This is a genomic window from Ottowia caeni (assembly GCF_050821495.1).
Lineage (GTDB): Bacteria > Pseudomonadota > Gammaproteobacteria > Burkholderiales > Burkholderiaceae_C > Ottowia > Ottowia caeni.
The window spans coordinates 1,763,394-1,783,451 of record NZ_CP151080.1 but is presented as its reverse complement, the minus strand read 5'-3'; the positions used below and the strand labels follow the sequence as shown (position 1 = coordinate 1,783,451).

Below are 20,058 nucleotides of genomic sequence, written 5' to 3'. Positions count from 1 at the left end.
CGTCCCAATTCCCCCCAAAAAGGCACCAAAGTGGCCTTGAGGGATTTTCCCAGTACCCGTACCGAGCGAACTCAGTTACGATGCGTATATTAACTAAATAGCATTAACTGAGGAGCTCAAAGTATGCGACGTCTGCATTGGACCCTACCGGCTTTGGCCGCGTGCGCGATCCTTGCCGCCTGCGGCGGTGGTGGGACCGAGGATCCCGGCAATCCCGCGGGAATAACTTCTGTGAAGGTCATGGGAGACAGCCTGGCTGATAGCGGCACCTTCGCAACACTCCTCGGTGCGTCGCGCACATTCACAGTACAAGGCAGCAGCAGCGAGCCCAATGTACTCTGGACAGAGCGTGTAACTGCCAACGTCGGCGCACCTTCTCTGTGCGCTTTCTACCGCTACACCGGCGCCACTTTCAACGCCACTCCAGGCTGCACCGCCTATGCAGTGGGCGGCGCTCGTATCAATGCCTTCACTCAGCCCGGCGGCCAGCAAAGCCCATTTTCGGTGATCAAGCAGATCACTGATGCGGCGGCGGTCAATGGCAGCTACAAGAGCAGCGATCTGATTCTGATGGACGGCGGCGGCAACGATGCAGCAGACCTGATCGGCGCCTACCTGGCTGCCGCGCAGGACGGAGGCGCCTCCTACGCAGCCTTGATTGGCTCACTCTTGCCGGCAGCCACAGTGCAAGCGCTGATGCCGCAGCCCCAGGGGCCAGAGCAGGCAGGTGCCGTGTACATGACTGCGCTGGCCGATCTTTTCCATGGCGCGATCAAATCGCATGCGCTGGAAAAAGGCGCCGAGCGCATTGCCGTGCTGAACATTCCGCCAGTCACGCTCACTCCACGCTTCCAGATGGTACTGGGCAGCATTGCAGCGTCCAAGGGAGCTGCAGCCGCCAAACAAGCTGAAACCCTGTTCGACACCTGGGTCAAAACGTTCAATGCCCGCCTTGTGAAAAATGCCGCCGACGACAAGCGCTTGGTCGTGGTTGATTTTTACGATTCGTTCCAGCGGGAAATGGCTGATCCGGCGCAATACGGTCTGACCAACGTGACCTCCACAGCTTGCCCGCCCACCGGCGTTGGCAGCGATGGGTTGCCGACCTATAACTTTGCCACCTGTACGGCCCGCACCCTTTCCGATATGACGCCTCCCGCTGGCGCCACGGGTGGCGCGAACTGGTGGACCACCTATGCGTTCTCCGACGGCTTCCACCCCACGCCCTATGGCCACCAGCTGATGGGTCAGATGGTCGCCATTGAACTGGCCAGGGCCGGATGGCTGTGATGCTCCCCGCATCACGCATTCTCAGAAGAAACTACGGAAGAGCACGCAAAATGAAGGTCATTCGCACCCTTTCCATCTCCATGGCAGCTCTGGCGGCCCTGGCCTCTGCGAGCAGCGCATCAGCTCAGAGCGCCGGCACATGGCAGGCACGCATGGGCTTTATTCACATTGCGCCGTCGGTGACAAGCGGCGACCTGAGTTCCCCCAGCATTGCTGGAGCCAAGATCGACGTGGAAAGCGCTACGCAATTGGGCGGCGGCATCACCTACATGGTGACCGACAACATTGCCCTCGACGTGCCGCTTGCACTGCCGTTCAAACACAAAATCATCGGTGACGGTTCGGTGGCTGGCGTGGGTGAAATCGGCAGCACGAGAAGTCTGCCTGTTTCGGTTTTTGCTCAGTATCGCTTCGGCGAGGCCAATGCCAAGTTTCGGCCTTACGTAGGCGGTGGCCTGACCTATGCCAAGTTCTACAAGGAACGTGTCACCAACCGTTTGAGCGCCATCACGGGGGGCACCCCTGAGACTCCAACGAGCATGAGCATCCAGTCGAAACTGGCGCCCACGCTGATCATTGGCGCGGTGTATGCGTTCAATGATCGCTGGTTTGTAGAAGGTACGGTCGGCAAGACCTTTATCAAGAACGAGACCACGCTCTCGACTGGGCAGACAATTAATCATCGGTTGAACCCAACCATGGTTGCTTTATCTGTAGGCTATAGGTTCTAATTTCAATTAGCCTTTGTGTAACGGCCACCTGAGGGTGGCCGTTTGCATTTGAGGTTGCTTCGAACTCCGTGGGGTGGGAGGCCGTGCTGCCGAACTGGAGCTCGGCGGTCCCAGGGAGCGGGCACTGGTCCGTTGGGGGCTAATCTGCGTCTGACGCGGCTGGATGCGCCGCTGCCGAGCTGGAGCTCGGCGATCCCAGGGGGGCCGGCTCAATACGCCGCGTGCGGCTCTTGCTCCGCTGGCCAGGCAAGCAGTCAACAGATAGCCGCCCGTAGGCGCCTCCCAGTCGAGCATTTCGCCGGCACAGAAGATGCCCGGCAAGCTCTTGAGTTGAAGGGAGTCATCCAACGACTCAAAAGTTACGCCGCCAGCACTGCTGATGGCCTCCTGAATGGGTCGTGGAGCAGACAATGGCACTGGAAGGGCCTTGATGTAACGAGCAAGAAGACCCGGTTCACGTAGAGCATCTCTCGGCAAAAGCTCATGCAGCAGCGCGCTCTTGATGCCCTCCAGGCGAAGGCGACGGCGAAGATGATTTGCCAAGCTCTGGCCTTCACGTGGCGCGAGCAATGCCTTGTGCACTTGGTCGACTGTATGCCCTGGCAGGAGATCGAGCAGGAAAGTTGCCGAACCCCGTGCAGTGATAGCGTCTCGAAGCAAGGCGGAAGTGGCATAGATGAGGCTTCCCTCAACCCCGGTGGAGGTGACCACGAACTCACCGCGCTTATTGAAGACAGGTACACCCGCCTCGTCGACCACAGTAATGGCTACAGATTTCAGGGGTTGACCTGCAAACTTGTCGCGAAAATATGCCGACCAACCTCCTTCGCCCACGGTGGGTTCTCCGCCTTGTAGCTGTCGGGCTGGGGTAGGCGGCACATCAAACCCACAGTTCGAGGGCACCAGAGGCGCGACCTTCACGCCGCGTGTGGACAACCAGGGAACCCAGGCACCGTCAGAGCCGAGTCGTGGCCAACTGGCGCCGCCCAAGGCAAGCACAGCGAATGAGGCTTGCACCGCCCGTTCGCCGGATGGAGTTTCAAACTTGAACGAATAGCCCCCGTCTCCCTCTGGCTGAGCCCAGCCAACCCAGCGATGTCGCATGTGAAAACGCACTGGCACGGAACCTTCACCTGGATGTCGCAAGCGCTGCAGCCAAGCGCGCAACAGAGGCGCGGCTTTCATTTCCTTTGGGAACACCCGACCCGAAGTACCGACAAATGTCTCTATGCCGAGATCCGACGCCCATGAGCGCACGGTATCGGCACCGAAGTCTCGCAGCATGGGCTCGATCAAAGCCTGGCGCGCTCCGTACCGAGAGGCAAATGCATCATGGGGCTCTGAATGCGTGAGGTTCAACCCGCCCCTGCCAGCAAGCAGGAACTTGCGACCCACAGAAGGCATGGCGTCGAATACATCGACCTGCACACCAGCGCCGGAGAGTATCTCTGCGGCCATCAAGCCCGCAGGGCCGGCACCGATGATGGCGACGGGAGTGGAAAAAGATTGCACGGGTAGACTTTTCAGGAATGAGGGGGCAAGGAGCTATTGATCCGGCCCTATGGTATTTGCATCCCCGATTTTGCAGGAGCGCAGGCGCGTTCATCCTGCAGACATCAAGAGGCCGGATCCATCGGAGATTGGGCCGGCACCCTCAACTGCACCCCTTGCGATTGAACCCGCATTATTGGTCAATCGTTCTCTGAAACCCGCACCATTACCTTGCCAATGGAACGACCTGCAAGTAAGTTGCACAGCGCCGCCGGCGCGGAGCCCAAGCCTTCAGTGACGGTTTGTACCGCCTGCAGTTGACCGGCGTGCAGCAACCTCGCCAGGCTGCTTCTCGCCTCACCGAAGAGGGCGGCATGGTCATGGACCAGAAAGCCCCTTAGCTCTATGCGCTGCCGCATGATGACCCGCAGCGCTTCCGATGGCGCTACAGGTGCGGCCGCCTCGTAGCCCGAGAGATAGCCGCACAGCAGCACTCGGCCGCGCGGGCGCATCGCGGAAAGTCCATCAACCAGCGTTTGCTCGCCTACGTTGTCAAAAAAACCACTGATGCCGTCAGGGGCTGCTTCAAGCAATTGCTGCGACAAGGGCGTCCCTTGCAGCCGGTCGATGACGAAGTCGACCTTGAGGTTCTCTTTTAAGAATGAGGTTTTGAGCGCCCCGGAAGTGATACCGATGACCTTGGCGCCACGCACCTTGGCCAATTGCACCACGGTGCCTCCAACGGCACCAGCTGCGGAGGACACCAGAATGACATCGTCGGCGTCGACGCCACCCATGGTTTCCAGACCAAGGAACGCTGTAAGACCGGGGACCCCCAAGACGCCGAGATAATGGCAGATCGATTCGGGGGAAAGGCGCTCGGCAGAACCTCCCAGAGGAATAAGTGCGTGCTCCTGGGTGACGGCTTCCGTTGACCAGCCAGTTTCTCCAATGACCAGTTGTCCGGGTGAGAATCGCTCAGATCGACTTTCGATGACTTCGCCAATGCCACGCCCGGCCATTACATCGCCCACCATGACGCGTCGACCAAACATGGGAGTTTGATCAAGCAGGCCCCGCTGGTAGGGATCGATGGAGAGCCAGCGCACACGCAATCGCACCTCTCCTTCAAGCAAGCTACCAGGAGGTGCCGTGTTTCTCAGCTCGAAATCATCCGGATGAAGGTGTCGCCCTGGGGTCAGCTTGAGAACAACTGATTGTGTCATTACGATAGCATCAAGCGCGGATCCACGATTCGCCCACTATCTATGATGCGCTGGCCGTCGAGATCGATCGAACAATGCCGCATGGGGTAATCGAAGTGGCAATCGGTGAATCGCCCAGCCATTTCGTTGGCACCGGTGGAGAACAGAAAATTTCCCTCGAACGCGCGCTGCTCTGTGCCATTGACCTGCGATCGGTCGTACATGGTGAGCGAATCCCAGCGGGCGCCTGGGTTCATTCCCCAGCCCACGTGCGAAACGGCGTAAGCATTGGGATCATTCCATGCTGAGTAATAGCTGCGCAACAATTCTGCATCTACCCCGGCACCTTCGATTTTGGTGACCGTGTCGTTTTCGATCGTCAACTCGACCGGCGTTTCAACATAGCGCTTGAAGGTAAGGTTGATGTCGCCAGGTGCCAGCACCACGGTGCCGCTCACCCTGCCACGCCCGGGAAAACACAGCACCAGCCCGGCGGGCCAGTAGCCAACCTTGCCAGGCTGATCGACGTACCCCGGAGCGGCACGGGCTGGTGCATCTTGCAGATCGACTGTGAGGTTGGTGCCGGCCTCCGAGGTGACGCGCATCTCTCGCGCAGCCTCCAGGACAGCCAGCCCCTTGACCACACGTTCACGCAACTGGGGCGTCGGTTTGGTGCGCTCCAGCAGTTCCGGATGTTCGTTGCTAATCATCATCAGGCGCGCTCCGCCCTGAAGGATGGTCTTCAACTCGGGCGCGTGCAGCATGCCCTCGACAGTGCAATCCACCACCATGGTGCTGGCAGCCAGAGCCGCCACGACAGGCTGCAAGCCGCCTACCGCGAGTGATGTTCCGGTCGATCGCAAGGGAATGCCATGACGCTGAGGCGGGGTGGGCATGACCACGTGGAAGGCACGCGCGCCGAGACGATGCAACGCCAATTCCGAGAGTTGCACCAGTACTGGGCGTGACTGCGTCTCGGATAGGATGGCTACTGAGTCACCAGGGGTCACGCGGCAGAGATTGAAGACATCCACGAACGCATCAATCCATTTTCCTTCTATTCGTTCTATCAGCATGAATCAATCCAGCTTGATGTTTCCGGCTGCCGCTGCCTTGGCCCAGTTGGCACTGTCCTTGCGGATCAATTCCTTGATCTGATCTGGCTTGAGTGTAGAAACTTCATGTCCTAGATCCGCCAGACGCTTCTTGATGGAAGAATCATTTCCAACTTCTTGCAGGCCTGCGTTGAGTTTCTCGATGATGGCTGACGGAGTCCCGGTTGGAGCAAAAAGGCCGTACCACACACTCATCTCCAGCCCTGGAAAACCTGCCTCTCTCAACGTTTGAACATCCGGCAAAGTCGGGTGCCGCTCCGCCACGGTGATGGTGATTGCTCGGATGCGCCCATCCTTGATGAAGTTGATGCCAGTGGCGATGTCGATGAAAAGCATGTCGATGTGCCCACCTGCCAGCGCCTGCACAGCTTCTGCACTGCCTTTGTAAGGAACGTAGGTGTACTGCAGGCCAGAGGCAAGTTTGAGAGCCTCGCCAAACAATTGCCCATGCAGCACGGCTGAGCCATAGTTCAGCTTACCGGGGTTGGCCTTGTCGTAGGCGATCAGCTCTTTCAGGTTTTGCGCAGGCACTTTTGGATTTACCGCAAGTAATGCCGGTACTGTCGCCAGGACTCCCACAGGGGTCAACTGCTTCTGAGGGTCGAAGGGCAGCTTGCTGTACACCGCAGGCAGGATAGTGGCGGACATATCCAGGGTGGTCAGCAGGGTATAGCCATCTGGCGCGGCCTGCACCGCCGCGTTGGTGCCGATCACGGTGTTTCCGCCTGGTTTGTAATCCATGACGAACGGATGGCCAAGCTTCTTACCCAAGGGGTCGAGGAGAATGCGGGAGACGGTGTCCGTGCCGCCACCCGGAGGAAACGGCAGAACAATTTTTACTGGGTGTGTCGGGTAGTTTTGTGCGTTCTGTGCGTCCGCATTCACGGCGGCCATACCGACCGATACGGCGCACACGGCAAGAGCTGCTCGGATAGCTTTCATTTTTTGTCTCCTTGAGAATGATGTGATGTAGTGTGGATTCAGGTAGTAGCGCGAGTGGCAGTTCGTAGAGCGTCGATCTGCGCGATGACTGCGGCACGCGCGGCCTCGGAAAACGGCGGGCGCTGTTGAGCCAGTGGCGCGTCGTCTTTCATTTGGCGCAGTATGGTTTTGGCATTGCTGAAGGTACGAAAACCCTCATAACCGCGATAGCGCCCGCTACCGCTCATGCCAACGCCGCCAAATGGAAGCGCTTCGTAGAACAACTGGCAGCGCACATCGTTGATCACCATATTGCCAGCACTCACACTGGCAATCACCTGCTCGCACTCTTTCTCATCATTGCCAAAATAATAGGCAGACAAGGGCGCGGGTTGCCGAGCCACATAGGCCAGTGCTTCATCGAGGCTGTCGTACGGTAGTAGGCTCAGGATCGGGCCAAAGGTTTCCTCCTGCATTACGAGCATGTCATCCGTGACGCCAGTCAGCAGGCACATGGGAAACTTGCGAGTTGGGTCGTTCCACAGCGCTTCAGACGCAGGGTTCACGACGGTGACTTCTGCGCCGCACTTTCTGGCGTCATCAATCAGGCGGCGTAGTCGCTCGAAGTGGCTGGTCGATGCAATGGCTGTGTAGTCGTCATTACCCAGGAGACGGGGGTACAGACGTGCTGCCTGGGCCTCTAGCTCGCGCAAGAGATCCGGCACTGCCGCGCGTGGCGCCAGCACATAATCGGGCGAGACGCAGACTTGGCCTGCAGAAGCCATCTTCCCGGTGATCAGGCGTGCGGCCATTCGGGGCATGTCTGCACTGCTTCCCACAATGACCGGATTTCGGCCACCGAGCTCCAGAGTCACGGGAACAAGGTTCTCCGCGGCCGCTTTGGCGACATGCCGGGCCGTGGCGGCTGATCCGGTAAAGAGCAGATGATCAAAGCGCAATTTGCTGAACGCCGCACCTACCGCAGCGTCGCCCTGCACCACCACGGCTTCTTCCGGCTTGAAAAAAGCGGCAAACATTCGTTCGATCAATGCTGACGTGCGGGGTGTGGCCTCGGGTACTTTCAGCATCAGGCGGTTGCCCGCCGCGAACGCGCCTGCCGCCGCCAACACGCCCATGAGCACGGGGCCATTCCAGGGCACGATCGCGCCGATCACTCCGAGTGGCTGATAGCGCACTTCAGCACGCGCACCTGCCTGTTCGAGGGGTGCCGGTAGCGCGACAGGCACAGGCTTCATCCATTCGTTGAGGTATTCGCGGTTGTAGCGGATAGCGGTTACCGAGCCCAGTACATCCCCCGTGCGCGTAGCGTGGGAAGAACGTGATCCGAAATCTTGAGAGAGCGAACTGACGATCTCATCGGAGTGAGCCAGCACCATTTTCTCAAGCCTATCGAGTCTTTCCATCCGGGTTGCCACATCCGGAGCGCCTTCGCGCAGGAAAGCAGCGCGCTGGTACTGCAGCCCTTGCTCAAGTTTTTCAACGTCCATAACGATCCTCGACGTCGGCATTGATCCAACTGGCCCGAGCAGCAGCATAGGGGTGTGGTTCGAGGTAGCTGGCATGTGGGTCTGTACGTACCTGCACCAAAGCCGTTTTTCCACTCGCGAAAGCGCGCCGGATGGCAGCTTGCAGATCCTGGACGCGCTCGACGAGTTCACCATGCCCTCCCATGGCGATCATCATCTTGTCGTAGCGAACTTCAGAAAACCGTGCCTCAATAGGATGACCTATATGGTTCATGTGAGCAGCCACTTCAGCCCCCAGCGCACGATCGTCGTTAACCAGGACCACAAGCGGCAAGCGATGGCGCACTGCAGTCTCCAGCTCCATGAAGTGAAAGCCCAGCGCGCCATCGCCTGTGATCAAGCATACGGGGCGCCCTCTTCCTTGTGCGAGTTGAACACCCACCGCTTGCGGCAAACCGCAGCCCAGGTGGGAATAGTGCGCACCGTAAACAAAATCAGCACCTCGTTTCTCGAAAAACGCGTGCTGATAGAAGATGGTAAGACCGCCATCCAGCACGATGGTGGTTTCATCGGGAACAGCTTGCCTGGCTTCAAGCATCATGCGCGAGGGATGGAGCGCGTCACGATCGGGAATAGCGGCTACAGCGGCAGCATGCTCATGCGCCTGCAACGCTTTCCATTCGCTTAGCCGGGGTGTGGTGGTTGGGCAGGGAGTGCTTCGATGAGCTGCCGCAAAGTCAGCTCCAGATCCCCGACCACCGCCAGATCCACCGGGCGATTGGCCCCCATGGAAACGGAGTCGGCATCGAGCGAGATGACCTTTCGCTGCTCTTCGTTGGCAGCAAAGGCTTGCAGGCGCCCGTAGTTGGCGTTCTCAGGGAAACAGGTCCCCACAGCCAGCATCAGATCGGACTGGGCAATAGCTTGCTGGCCAGCTTCGCCCTGAAACAGCAGGGCTTGCGGATGTACGGAGGAAATGACGCCACTGCCCGCAAATGTGGTGAGCACCGGGCAGCCGAGCTTCTCGGCCAAGCTGATCAGCAAAGTCTGGCACCGTCGGTGTTGCACCGCCTCTCCCACTAGCAACACCGCAGACGTGGCCTGCCCGATCATTTGCACCGCAGCTTGCACAGCGGATTCAGGGGCAGGCTGTGGACCCGCACGATAACGCGATCGCGGCACAAGTGCAGGATAGTCCCACTCCTGAATGTGCATCATGCTGTCGTATTCGATGTACACGGGGCCGGGCGTTCCCGAGACTGCTCGGCGAAAGCCCTCTTGCACGGCATCATCAATTTCGGCCGGATGCCGCACCACGACAGCAAATTTGCAGATTTGGGCAAACAAAGGCTCCATAGGCGCTGAGAGCCATTGCCCGCGTCTTACGGCGTGGGCCGCGCCCTGATGCCGCCGCGCGCCAAAGATGATGACCGGAATGTGCTCCCGCGAAGCGGCAACCGCGGCAGGCAGGAGATTGGCCACCCCTGGCCCCATGGCGCCAAACGCCGCCTGGGGAAGACCGGTGACCGCGTAAAAACCCATGGCGGCGAACACCGCGCACGCTTCATGCCGGGGACCCACGGTAAGCATGCCGGCACGTTCAGCATGCAGCAGAACATCACGTGTGGTGATGTCACCCTGGGAAAACACCGCGCTGACGCCCTCTTGCCTCAGCAACTCGACAATTCGCTGCCCCATGCTCATGCGCATAGCGACCACCTCACTGCCCCTTCAGGGTGGTTAGGAAGTCTTCCAGCGCAAACTGGAACTCTTGCGGTTTCTCGAGATTGATCAAGTGCCCCGCACCCGAAACCTCTTTCAGCCGAGCCCCAGGAATGGCCGCAGCCAGCGCGCGCATTTGCTCAAGGGGGGCCACCTGATCTTCGTCTGCGCCAACGACCAGAGTGGGAACACGGATGCTTGCCGGATCCAGCATGGGGGGAATCTGCATTCTCGCCTCCATGATTTTGAAGTAAGCGTCCGGCCTTATTTTGCGCAGACTGGCCATGACTTGCTCACGGGCCTGAGCACTCGGCGCACTGCTCAGTAGCTTGGGCGCCAAAGACACAGCCAAGGCCTCGGCCCCGCCCGCGCGCAATGGATCCAGGCGATCGCGAATAAACGCATCCCGCCGGGCTGGGGGCAGCACCGGCTCGTCGGCGGCGCGGCAAGCCACGAGCGAGAGGCTGGCAACGCGCTCCGGCGCGCGGCTATAGAGTGCCTGCGCAACCAAGCCACCCATGGAAAGCCCCACCACGTGAGCTCTCTGTGCGCCAAGTGTGTCGAGCACCCGCACCACATCAGTCACAAAGTCGGTGAACTCAAAATCTTCGTTGAGCGCTTCACTATCGCCGTATCCGCGCAGATCCACGGCAACAGCGCGATACGCTTTACCGAAATACCGCAATTCCTGATCCCAGTTGTGGCGATTCCCGCCGATTCCGTGCAGAAATAGCAAGGTTTCACCTTTCCCATTTTCCGAATACGCCACGCGCGGGTGCAGTGCCGTTCGCTTCAACTCTTCCATTGCTAGCTCCATAAGTTGGCGCAGTATCGGCGTTTCAACTCATATCCGGTAGTAGACTAAAAGTGATGTCGTAAAAACCTATAGTTATGGCCATGAACCTGGGGCTTTTGGAGCACTTTCTCGCGGCTTACGAGACAAAAAGCATTGGTAAAGCCGCCGTGCAGTTGGGCTTGTCTCAGCCTGCGTTAAGCAAGAGTATTCGCAAGCTGGAGACTGAGCTTGATGTGCCGCTTTTCCATCGAACCACAAAAGGTATAACGCCCACCCCGTATGCGGATACGCTGGCTCGACGCGGCCAGGCGATCCAGGCGGATGTACACAACTCCATCGTCGAACTACAGAAACTCAAGCGGGGTGAGGTGGGAGAGGCTCGAATAGGCATCGCGCCAGCGCTCGCACCCCATTTCATGCCGGACGTGGTGGCCCGAATTGCCGCGAGTCATCCATCGATCAATTTGACGGTCATTGAAGCAATGTACGAAGGTGTCTCGCAAGCGGTGGTTCGGGGCGAGCTCGATTTTGCGCTGACGAACCTGGCGCCAAGAGGCGTGGATCCGGATTTGACGTGGCGAGCACTTTTCCAGGATTGCTTCGTAGTGTGCTGCGCAAAGACTCACCCGCTCGCCCGCAAACGAAAGGTTCAGCCCGCTGAGCTACTTAAGTACCCATGGATAACGCCTGCCCGTGAAGGCTTGCCATGGCAGCGACTGGCGGATTGTTTTCTGGCTGCCCGCTGCGCACCTCCACGGGCTATGGTGGAAACCAATTCCGCCTCGGTGATTATGTCGCTCCTGCAACGAGGACCATTCTTGACCTTCGTCCCGCGCCAGATAATTCAACGCGACAGGCGCCAGGCAGAAGCTGTGGAGGTGAATCTGGAAGGCATGTCGATGGAACGAGCGATCGTGGTGCTCCACCGAAAAGGGCACGGCCCTACCAAGGCAGCTCAAATCGTGCTTGATGCGTGCGAGGCGGTCGTCCTGGAAAGTGGCCTGTACCCGGAGGCAAATGAATCGTGAGACTCTGAATTTTCGCCCCGCTCTGTAAGGAGCAGCTTTAGCCGCGATGGGGTTTTCGCGGCTAAAGCTGCTCCTACATGGGCGCATGCGCATCCATCGTGCAGACATCAAGAGGCCGGATCAATATGTGATTGATCCGGCATCCTCAGCGGAACCGTCAGCCCTTAATAGTGTCCTGAATTGCAAATTCGTTGAACAAATCCACCGACAATCGCCGCCATGCTGCGTCACAAAGCCTCGCGATACCACTCGGTATCACTGCGTTTTGTTCCTTGCCTGACACCGATTTCGGCAGATTTGTTTTTTCAACGAACTTACAACTCAGGACACTAGCCTCCCATCAGCACTGAGGAATGCTGCCTGCACTATTTGCCCCGGGTAAACAGTTTCCATGGCGAGCTTGTAGCGGGCGAGTTGAGCCTGAAGCATAGGGTCGGCTTCAGGCTTTGCTGCACTCTTATAGTCCAGCACCCACCAGGCTTCAGGACCATGCGGGCCAGCTCTTCGGCGAACCAGTCGATCCATACGCAGCAATTGACCCTGGTGGATCAACTCCACTTCATTGAACTGGTCGATGACGTGTTCGGCGCTCCACGCCCAGGCACCCTCGCCGTCCAGTATGCGGCGTGCGAGCGTTTCAGCGCGGCTCGCTTGCTCGGCACTGGCGCCAAAGCGCTGCATCGCCTGAGCCAATCGCTCCTGACGCCAGCCCTGCGGGGTGTCTGAGGCGTGCTCGAGCAACCAATGCATGGTTTGCCCCAAGCGCGAAGCGTCGCTGGCGCCTGGCTCTGAGGGTGCCGGCTCGGGGCTGACTTCTGCCTCAAAGGAGTTGTTTGACAGTGGACCAATGGGCGCTGGCAGTTCGAGCAGTTCGAATGGCGCCAGATTCGCACCATGATGCTGATGCTCAAAAGCAGGTGCATCAGTTGCTTCAGCCAACTCCTCAATGCGTTTCCACCAGCTGGAGGCAGGTTGGCTGTGAGGCGTGATGCTGGAAAGGACAAGCCTCTTGCGCGCGCGGGTCATGGCGACGTAGAGCGCGTTCAGCTCTTCGCGGGCTGCATCAAAGCGGTCGGTGCTGAACAGATCGGAAACGCTCGGCGGCAGCTCTTTCTCGCTCGTGAGAAAAACCAGCTTGCGTGGAGAAGCCGCTTCTCCGGGCCAGTCAATCAAGATGTCCATGCCTTTGCCACGCGGCGGGCCGGCCTGTGCATCAAGCAGCAACACGGTGTCGGCCTCCAGCCCCTTGGCACCATGCACGGTGAGCAGCTGCACGGCCTCAGGATTAGCTTGGCGCGGCGCGGCAATGCGCTGGCGACGCAGTGCGCGGACCAACTGATAAGCCGTGAGATAGCGGCCACCGCTGACTTGCAGCGCGGCAGCAAGCAGCGCCCTCAGCTGCGCGAGCTGATGATTTCGCTCAGGTGCCGGTGCGGCGGCAGCGTAGCGCGCAAGCACATCACCATGGCTGTAGATGGCTTGGAGCGCATCATGCGGCGGACGGGTGGTCAGCCACTGCTGATACTGCCTCAATGTAGCGTGCAATGCGGGCCCATTGTCTGCTTCCAACTCCACATTCTGCAACAGACTGAGCCAATGGACGCCACGATTTTTCGACCGAGCTGCCGTGGCAATCTGAACAAGATCTTGATCTCCAAGGCCAAAAATCGGCGACTTGAGGGCGCGGGCAAGGGAGAGGTTATGCCCCGGCGATACAAGCGCATCTACCAACGCCAGCACATCCTGCACCACAGGTAGCTCGCCCAGCAGTTGTTCCTCTGGCTGCTCGCAAGCAATACCCTCGCGGCGCAATTCAGCTTGCAAAGCACCCAGTGGCTCGCGCTTGCGTGCGAGCACCATAATTTCAGGTGGCGGTACGCCCGCCTCTACCTGCCGCGCAATCCAGTTGGCCACTTGGCGGCATTCATGGGTGCGGAGGGTTTCCTCCAGCACAGTGCGTGGCTGACTCAGGCTGTCGCGCCAATTCAGCGGATCGGATTGTGTGGCAGCTTTACGCTCCGGACGCGGGATGGCAGGCAACGCCAGGATTTCTCCTGGAATTTCCGATTCTGTGGTGTGGGCGCGATAGCCGACAAACTCCCCGACCTGCTGCGCGGCGAGCATCACATTGTTGACCGCTCCCAACACGGTAGGAGAATTGCGCCGGGTGTGGTCGCAGGCCAGCAGGTCTCCACCCAAGGCCTTCTGAACGAACTCCTTCGCGGCAACAAACACCTGTGGATCGGCCCGACGGAACCTGTAAATGCTTTGCTTGGGATCGCCCACGATGAACACGCTGGGTGCGCCCTGCCCCCACCCGCTCCAACGTAACCAGACAGCCATGCGTTCAGCGCTTGCCACTGCAAGGGGTTGGTATCCTGGAATTCATCGATCAGCAAATGACGCACGCGTGCATCCAGGCGCTCTTGCACCCAGCCGGCGAGAACGTCGTCGCTCAGCATGACCAGCGCTGCCCGCTCCACGTCGCCCATGTCGATCCAGCCGCGCTCGCGCTTCAGCTTGGAAAACTCGGCGATCAGGTGACGGGAGAGGCGCGCCATGCGCTGCTGATGTTGGCGGCCTCGGTGCTGGCGCGCTGCCAGCATCAAGCGCTGCAACTCGGCTTCAGCTTCTTGTGCCACCTCGAATTTCTTCAGGTGATTGGTGAGCCGGTCTTCGTTGGCCACAAAAAATGCCTTGCGCAGTATGGCCAGCCGCTCAGTGAGATCAGGCTGCTCGAAGGCGTCAATGATGGCGCTAGCTGCATTGCGTGGAGTCTTGTTGGCCTCCCGGCCCAAGGTTGCCGCATGCGAAAGCCACCGATGCCTGGCGGCGGGCGAAGCCAGCGCGTCGGCAGGGTGTGCCAGGCCCGCCAGCTCAGGGGTGAGCGTTTCGAATGAGATGACCGCTTCGTCGATCACTCCGGCTTCATCAGCCATGGCGAATTCGACTCGCTTGGACAGCGCAGACTGCAAAGCCTGGTGCGCCTGATGACGACCATGCTCCAGAACCAGTTCGGTGTAGTCTGCGCGAAGCTGAGCGTCGCCTGCCACGGATCGAAGATAGCGGCGCCACACTTCGGACATGGCGTCCTGATCATCTTCGAGCAATTCGTAAGCTGAGGGCAGGCCCAGATCATCAAGCACCTGTAGCGGTGCGGTGCGAAGGAGCGCGGCAAACCAGCTATGGAAGGTGCGGATCTGAACCGGGCGGGCATGTTCCAGCACTGCCCGATAAAGACCCTGCAGACGCTCGGCCTGCGCAGGTGCCAACTCTGGCTCGACGCCTCTAGCGATGAGTTGGATGCGCAGGCGTTCCACCCATTGCTCAGCGGTTTCGGTCGGTTTCGGGCTGCCAAAGTCTTCCAGCAACTCCTGAAGGCGCTGGCGCATTTCGCCGGCGGCCTTCTTGGTGAAGGTGATGGCAAGAATCTCGTGCGGCGCGGCGCCGTCTATGAGTGCCCGCAAGATTCTGGACACCAGCATCCAGGTCTTGCCCGCGCCGGCGCATGCTTCCACCGCCGCGCTGCGGGCTGGGTCACAGGCTACGATGTAGAACGCTTCGCGCGTGCAAGGCTGGCCATTAAGCTCGTATGCCGGGGTCATTCGCCACTCCAAAAATCTTTGCGGCACAATCCCCGCGCCTCACACCATTCGCACACCGCGCCCTCCCCTAGTGCGGGCAATGGATCCCCAGCAGAAATGCGCGCGACATCTTCTTGCATGCCTTCATACAGCTGCTGAGCCAGCATCAGAAGCTCTGGAGGCTCGTGCAAACTCGTGCCTTCTCGCTCACTCACGTTCAGGTAGGCTGCCCTCGGCTCATCCGCTCCAGACAACAACGCATAAAAAGGCAACTGGGTGTCTTCATTGCCAGCCTTCAAGCGATCTGTAGTGCGCTTAAGGGGCTCAGTCTTGTAGTCAATCACCAAAGGGGCGCCATTGGGCAGCCGGTCCAGGCGGTCAACGCGGCCACTCAGCTTCAAATTTCCGAGCGTGACCTCCAGACTCTCCTCGGAAAGTTCAAACACAGCGCCCGTAGCTTCATACTCGGACAGCCATTGCAGGTAGCCGTCACGCAACGCCGCCCAGCCCACGCCAAATGGCATGAACTCCCCCTCTTCCAGCGCCAATGACTGAGTGGCCTCCTGAGCCGACTTGTCCAGCAGCGCCACACGGTCAACGCCAGAGTCATTTTTGAGGGCCTTGTGAAACTCGCTCAGGGCCATATGCACCCAGTTGCCAAAGTCGCGCTTGTCCACATCGACATCAAGCTCGCTCTCATCTCGCAGCCCCAGTTGGCGCAACGCGAAAAAGCGGTAGGGGCAGGTGCGCAGCATGTCGTACGTACTGGCCGACAGAGGCATCACGGGCAGAGCATCGCCTCGCGGCTGCGGAGGCGCTACCGGCTGCGGCACCACCTCACGCGGCCGGCGCGGCTCGGGGCTCTCCGTGGTTCCGGCCTGAAGGCGCAGCGCACGCACCAAACTGGAAGCAAGCAAGGGCTCGCCGCTGTCATCGCTGCCGCGCCAAAGAACATCTACGCAAGGCGTCTGAAGTGCAATATTCCAGGCCTGCCTTTGCGCCGACTGGAGTTCTTCGCGGGTAGGCAGGCGCAGGGCAACGCGTTGTGCCGTGCTCCAGGCCCCCGGAGGCTCAGGAGCCGCAGGCAAACGCTGCTCATCCGCGCCGGGAAGCACTAGTGCGGCAAAAGGCCGGCCCAGCAGCTGGCTCATGGGCAAGATGACGACTTGAGCATCATCTCGCGCTGGCGGCCGGAAACTTGCCGCCTCCAGCACGTCGCCAACCCAAGCGGTGAATTCTGCCAGCGACATGCGCGACTGCGCGCCAGGCCAGGCCTGCCAAGCGGCTTGGGCCCCCTCCGACAAACCTAACGCGGCCACAACGGCTTCGCCCGCAGCATCAGCGGCCAGAACCGACCATAGGCCCGAAGCCTCTAGCAGCGTCTTGGTGGCAGCCAACCAATCTGTCAGACGGCGAGAACTCTGCATGGGCTCACGCAGCGCTTCAACGCAGCTGGTGAATTCCCGGTGTTGCTGCAGTCCGGCTGCGCTGGCCCAGTCGCGCACGGCATCGCGGCGTAAATGTGCCTCGAGTGCGTCCAGGACGCGTGCCTGATGCAAGGAAAAAAGCGGGGCCAGCTTGAGCCAATCGACCACGGTATCGGTGGAAGCATGCCGTGCGCAGGCTCTCAACGCAGCCATCAAACAGGCAGCAGCATGTGTGGTTGAAAGTATCCAGCCTGTTTCGTCGCGCAAGCGCACCCCTTCGACGGCCAGCAGAGCGGTGATGCGCCGCGTGAGCAGGCGGTCCCCGGCCGTCAGGGCCACTGGGACACGACCACGCGCAATGTGCTCCAGCACGCAAGCCGCCGCGCGCTGCGCTTCGTCTTCCCCATCGCGTGCGGCGTGCAGCATGATGTTGCACGCTTGCTCTCCAGTGTTGACTCGGGCTTCAGCCGCAGGCACGGAGACCTCGGACTGCAGCGTCAGCAACAAGGCGCGATCAGAAAAATGATCAACGAGCGAAGAAACCAGCTCGTCGGGCTGAAGCCCCTGAATGACCACCAAAGCATCCAGTTCATTCGAAATGCGCGGCTCGAACAGAACGTCGGTGGCGTAGTCGGACGCGGCCGCCCAGGCGATGGCAAGGTGCGCTACAGCCGCCTCGAGCGCCAACGGCCCGCCGGCCACCAAAGCCACAGCTTCGCGCGCCTGATCTGCCCAGTCAGGACGCAAGGAAGCTGGTACGCTGGCGGCCAGAGGTGCCAACTGCGTGGCCTGCTCCACAAGCGGGCCGCAGAGAAGCGAGCGTCGCTCGCCTAGGCCCGCCCCTTGCAACAAGGAGGCTGCGGTGAGCAGATCGCGACCGTGATCGAGGGCGATGTCGTTTGGCCCAGGGGCAAACAGCCCGACGCGGGCAGCCCAGTTGCGCGTTGTTTCGAATCGGGGAGCAAAGCCATCAGGGAATTGCTCGGCCCACAAGCGTGCAGCCAGCGGCATGAGTTGCGCATAGGGCAGCAGCACGACACAACGAGCAGGATGCGCAGCCGTGTCGACCAGATACTGGTGCGCCTGGCCCAGCAATTGCTGCCAAGTTTGCAGATGGGGGCTCGGCGAGACTGACGGGTCAGTATCCAGGAGGGTGACGGGGAGGTTTACGGGGCGCAAGGGCATAGGGTTTCTGTCACAATGAGGCAACTTTATCCGCTAATTCCAAGGGAATTTTCATGGCCAGTGATTTGATCAAGCATGTGAGTGACAGCTCTTTCGAAAACGACGTTCTGAAATCCAGCAAGCCAGTGCTGGTTGACTTTTGGGCTGAATGGTGCGGCCCGTGTAAAGCCATCGCCCCCGCTCTGGACGAACTGGCCGATGCTTACGGCGACAAACTGCAGATCGCCAAGGTCAACGTGGATGAAAACCGTGCAGTGCCTGCCAAGTACGGCATCCGCGGCATCCCGACGCTGATGGTGTTCAAGGATGGTCAACTCGCTGCCTCCAAGGTAGGCGCCATGACGAAGGCACAGATGGCCCAGTTCATCGACCAGCAACTGGCCTGAAGCGGCCGTACATAAGAATAATTTTTCCAATTTTCAGGAAAACCAAACGGATCGGTAGCCCCTTATGAGGTGCTATCGATCCGAGCATTCGGCGAATTCCTTTCCCAGTCGGTTTTTTCCTGTCATAATCTTCCCTCATTGCTGACGCGTAGGTGAACGTCAGTCCGGCGTTCTGAGATCCAGGGCGTCTGAGGTCAGACCCTCTGTCTGAGCCTCCACCCACTCCCCCTCTCCCGTTTTTTCAGTTTCAGTTTTTTTCTGGTCGCGCATCCGGGTGGCCTATCGCAGGACAAGCATTCATGCATTTGAACGAACTCAAGGCACTGCATGTGTCTGAAGTGCTCAAGCAGGCCGAGGCCCTTGAGATCGAAAACGTTGGCCGTATGCGCAAGCAAGAGCTGATGTTCGCCATTATCAAAAAGCGGGCCAAGGCAGGCGAGCAAGTATTCGCCGACGGCGTACTGGAAATCCTGCCCGACGGCTTCGGCTTCTTGCGCAGCCCCGACACCAGCTACACCGCCAGTACGGACGACATCTATATCAGCCCTAGCCAAGTGCGGCGCTTCAACCTGCACACGGGCGACATGATCGAGGGCGAAGTTCGCATTCCCAAGGACGGCGAACGCTATTTCGCGCTGACCAAGCTGGACGCCGTCAATGGTGGCCCGCCCGAGCAGAACAAGCACAAGGTGATGTTCGAGAACCTCACCCCGCTTTTCCCCCGCGAGCAGATGCGCCTTGAGCGCGACGGCTTCAAGGGCGAAGAGAACATTACCGGCCGTGTGATCGACGTCATCGCTCCCATCGGCAAGGGCCAGCGCGCCTTGATCGTGGCGCCGCCCAAGAGCGGCAAGACGGTGATGATGCAAACCATGGCCCACGCTATTGCAGCGAACTACCCCGAAGCCCACATGATGGTGCTGCTGGTCGATGAACGACCCGAGGAAGTGACCGACATGCAGCGCTCGGTGAAGGCCGAGGTCATCGCTTCCACCTTCGACGAGCCCGCCGCTCGTCACGTGCACGTAGCCGAGATGGTGATCGAACGCGCCAAGCGCCTGGTGGAGCTGAAGAAGGATGTGGTGATCCTGCTGGACTCCATTACCCGCCTGGCGCGCGCCTACAACAACGTGGTGCCTTCTTCCGGCAAGGTGCTGACGGGCGGCGTGGACGCCAATGCCCTGCATCGCCCCAAGCGCTTCCTGGGAGCAGCGCGTAAAGTTGAAGAAGGCGGCAGCTTGACCATCATCGCCACCGCGCTGATTGACACCGGCAGCCGCATGGACGAGGTGATCTTCGAAGAGTTCAAGGGTACCGGCAACTGCGAAATTCACCTGGACAGGCGTCTGTATGAAAAGCGCGTGTTCCCTTCGATCCAGCTCAACCGCAGCGGCACCCGCCGCGAAGAGCTGCTGCTGGCACCCGAGGTTCTGCAGAAGACCCGCATCCTGCGCCAGTTCATGTACAACATGGACGAGATCGAGTCCATGGAAATGGTCTTGAAGAGCATGAAGGCAACCAAGACCAACGTCGAGTTCTTCGACATGATGAGGCGCGGCGGCTAACGCTCTGCCCCATCTCGGCAAATAGGCGCATGTTCAAGCATGCGCCTATTTTTTTGCCTTGATTTACGACCGGGATTCTGGTGGCAACCCTTAAATTGGTTTTTGTGGCAACCGTCAAAATTTTG

15 protein-coding genes and 1 pseudogene are annotated in these 20,058 nt (G+C 59.7%); 5 read left to right on the top strand and 11 right to left on the bottom strand.

Annotated elements, in window-relative coordinates:
• Window positions 1–123: 123 nt before the first annotated feature.
• Both AAAK34_RS08605 and AAAK34_RS08600 read left to right on the top strand, forming a co-directional pair.
• Entirely contained in the window at window positions 124–1,290 is a 1,167-nt protein-coding gene (locus AAAK34_RS08605) for an SGNH/GDSL hydrolase family protein (RefSeq protein WP_231695119.1), read from the top strand.
• A 50-nt stretch (window positions 1,291–1,340) separates the two neighbouring features.
• Complete coding sequence (locus tag AAAK34_RS08600; RefSeq protein ID WP_231695120.1) at window positions 1,341–2,021, top strand: OmpW family outer membrane protein; 681 nt, start codon at window positions 1,341–1,343, stop codon at window positions 2,019–2,021.
• A 6-nt stretch (window positions 2,022–2,027) separates the two neighbouring features.
• On the opposite strand, the gene AAAK34_RS08595 is transcribed toward AAAK34_RS08600, so the two are convergent.
• From AAAK34_RS08595 to AAAK34_RS08560, 8 genes are all read right to left on the bottom strand, one after another.
• The gene (locus tag AAAK34_RS08595) at window positions 2,028–3,533 is read right to left on the bottom strand and encodes a TIGR03862 family flavoprotein (RefSeq protein WP_431777936.1); all 1,506 of its coding nucleotides are present in this window, start codon (window positions 3,531–3,533) and stop codon (window positions 2,028–2,030) included.
• 179 nt (window positions 3,534–3,712) lie between these two features.
• Complete coding sequence (locus tag AAAK34_RS08590) at window positions 3,713–4,738, bottom strand: MDR family NADP-dependent oxidoreductase (RefSeq protein ID WP_231695121.1); 1,026 nt, start codon at window positions 4,736–4,738, stop codon at window positions 3,713–3,715.
• Window positions 4,738–5,793 (bottom strand): peptidase M29, encoded by a 1,056-nt coding sequence (locus AAAK34_RS08585; RefSeq protein ID WP_231695122.1) that lies wholly within the window; start codon window positions 5,791–5,793, stop codon window positions 4,738–4,740. The genes AAAK34_RS08590 and AAAK34_RS08585 overlap by 1 nt, the downstream gene beginning before the upstream one ends.
• A gap of 3 nt (window positions 5,794–5,796) precedes the next feature.
• Window positions 5,797–6,774: a tripartite tricarboxylate transporter substrate-binding protein gene (locus AAAK34_RS08580; protein ID WP_231695123.1), complete on the bottom strand. Its 978-nt coding sequence runs from the start codon at window positions 6,772–6,774 to the stop codon at window positions 5,797–5,799.
• Between the two features lie 38 nt (window positions 6,775–6,812).
• Window positions 6,813–8,261: an aldehyde dehydrogenase family protein gene (locus AAAK34_RS08575; protein WP_231695124.1), complete on the bottom strand. Its 1,449-nt coding sequence runs from the start codon at window positions 8,259–8,261 to the stop codon at window positions 6,813–6,815.
• On the bottom strand, window positions 8,251–8,841 hold the full coding sequence (locus tag AAAK34_RS08570) for a thiamine pyrophosphate-dependent enzyme (protein ID WP_431777935.1): 591 nt from the start codon (window positions 8,839–8,841) through the stop codon (window positions 8,251–8,253). Before AAAK34_RS08570 ends, AAAK34_RS08575 begins: the two co-directional genes overlap by 11 nt.
• Before the next feature lie 83 nt (window positions 8,842–8,924).
• Window positions 8,925–9,950: a thiamine pyrophosphate-binding protein gene (locus AAAK34_RS08565; RefSeq protein WP_431777934.1), complete on the bottom strand. Its 1,026-nt coding sequence runs from the start codon at window positions 9,948–9,950 to the stop codon at window positions 8,925–8,927.
• 10 nt (window positions 9,951–9,960) lie between these two features.
• Window positions 9,961–10,767, bottom strand: a complete 807-nt coding sequence (locus AAAK34_RS08560) for an alpha/beta fold hydrolase (protein ID WP_231695125.1) — start codon at window positions 10,765–10,767, stop codon at window positions 9,961–9,963.
• A gap of 92 nt (window positions 10,768–10,859) precedes the next feature.
• Between AAAK34_RS08560 and AAAK34_RS08555 the strand changes: the two genes are divergently transcribed.
• Window positions 10,860–11,786: a LysR family transcriptional regulator gene (locus AAAK34_RS08555; RefSeq protein ID WP_231695126.1), complete on the top strand. Its 927-nt coding sequence runs from the start codon at window positions 10,860–10,862 to the stop codon at window positions 11,784–11,786.
• 321 nt (window positions 11,787–12,107) lie between these two features.
• Here the strand turns inward: AAAK34_RS08555 and AAAK34_RS08550 are convergent, their stop codons facing one another.
• The 3 genes and pseudogenes from AAAK34_RS08550 to AAAK34_RS08540 all read right to left on the bottom strand — a co-directional run bounded on the left by AAAK34_RS08550 (window position 12,108) and on the right by AAAK34_RS08540 (window position 17,982).
• Entirely contained in the window at window positions 12,108–14,072 is a 1,965-nt protein-coding gene (locus AAAK34_RS08550; RefSeq protein WP_431777933.1) for a UvrD-helicase domain-containing protein, read from the bottom strand.
• 110 nt (window positions 14,073–14,182) lie between these two features.
• Window positions 14,183–15,391: pseudogene (locus AAAK34_RS08545) on the bottom strand (UvrD-helicase domain-containing protein); the annotation flags it as partial.
• Entirely contained in the window at window positions 15,388–17,982 is a 2,595-nt protein-coding gene (locus AAAK34_RS08540) for a PD-(D/E)XK nuclease family protein (RefSeq protein ID WP_431777932.1), read from the bottom strand. The pseudogene AAAK34_RS08545 and the gene AAAK34_RS08540, both read right to left, overlap by 4 nt.
• Window positions 17,983–18,035: 53 nt before the next feature.
• Here AAAK34_RS08540 and trxA point away from each other — a divergent pair, with 53 nt between their 5' ends.
• Both trxA and rho read left to right on the top strand, forming a co-directional pair.
• Window positions 18,036–18,368, top strand: a complete 333-nt coding sequence (trxA, locus tag AAAK34_RS08535) for a thioredoxin TrxA (RefSeq protein WP_231695129.1) — start codon at window positions 18,036–18,038, stop codon at window positions 18,366–18,368.
• Between the two features lie 299 nt (window positions 18,369–18,667).
• Window positions 18,668–19,933: a transcription termination factor Rho gene (gene rho / locus AAAK34_RS08530; protein WP_231695130.1), complete on the top strand. Its 1,266-nt coding sequence runs from the start codon at window positions 18,668–18,670 to the stop codon at window positions 19,931–19,933.
• The last annotated feature ends 125 nt before the right edge of the window (window positions 19,934–20,058 follow it).

What these genes read in the sequence shown, in the direction of transcription:
- AAAK34_RS08570 (WP_431777935.1), bottom strand. Translation starts at nt 8,841, where the DNA reads ATGATGCTTGAAGCCAGGCAAGCTGTTCCCGATGAAACCACCATCGTG.
- trxA (WP_231695129.1), top strand. Translation starts at nt 18,036, where the DNA reads ATGGCCAGTGATTTGATCAAGCATGTGAGTGACAGCTCTTTCGAAAAC.
- AAAK34_RS08605 (WP_231695119.1), top strand. Translation starts at nt 124, where the DNA reads ATGCGACGTCTGCATTGGACCCTACCGGCTTTGGCCGCGTGCGCGATC.
- AAAK34_RS08580 (WP_231695123.1), bottom strand. Translation starts at nt 6,774, where the DNA reads ATGAAAGCTATCCGAGCAGCTCTTGCCGTGTGCGCCGTATCGGTCGGT.
- AAAK34_RS08560 (WP_231695125.1), bottom strand. Translation starts at nt 10,767, where the DNA reads ATGGAAGAGTTGAAGCGAACGGCACTGCACCCGCGCGTGGCGTATTCG.
- AAAK34_RS08575 (WP_231695124.1), bottom strand. Translation starts at nt 8,261, where the DNA reads ATGGACGTTGAAAAACTTGAGCAAGGGCTGCAGTACCAGCGCGCTGCT.
- AAAK34_RS08590 (WP_231695121.1), bottom strand. Translation starts at nt 4,738, where the DNA reads ATGACACAATCAGTTGTTCTCAAGCTGACCCCAGGGCGACACCTTCAT.
- AAAK34_RS08540 (WP_431777932.1), bottom strand. Translation starts at nt 17,982, where the DNA reads ATGCCCTTGCGCCCCGTAAACCTCCCCGTCACCCTCCTGGATACTGAC.
- AAAK34_RS08565 (WP_431777934.1), bottom strand. Translation starts at nt 9,950, where the DNA reads ATGCGCATGAGCATGGGGCAGCGAATTGTCGAGTTGCTGAGGCAAGAG.
- AAAK34_RS08585 (WP_231695122.1), bottom strand. Translation starts at nt 5,793, where the DNA reads ATGCTGATAGAACGAATAGAAGGAAAATGGATTGATGCGTTCGTGGAT.
- rho (WP_231695130.1), top strand. Translation starts at nt 18,668, where the DNA reads ATGCATTTGAACGAACTCAAGGCACTGCATGTGTCTGAAGTGCTCAAG.
- AAAK34_RS08600 (WP_231695120.1), top strand. Translation starts at nt 1,341, where the DNA reads ATGAAGGTCATTCGCACCCTTTCCATCTCCATGGCAGCTCTGGCGGCC.
- AAAK34_RS08555 (WP_231695126.1), top strand. Translation starts at nt 10,860, where the DNA reads ATGAACCTGGGGCTTTTGGAGCACTTTCTCGCGGCTTACGAGACAAAA.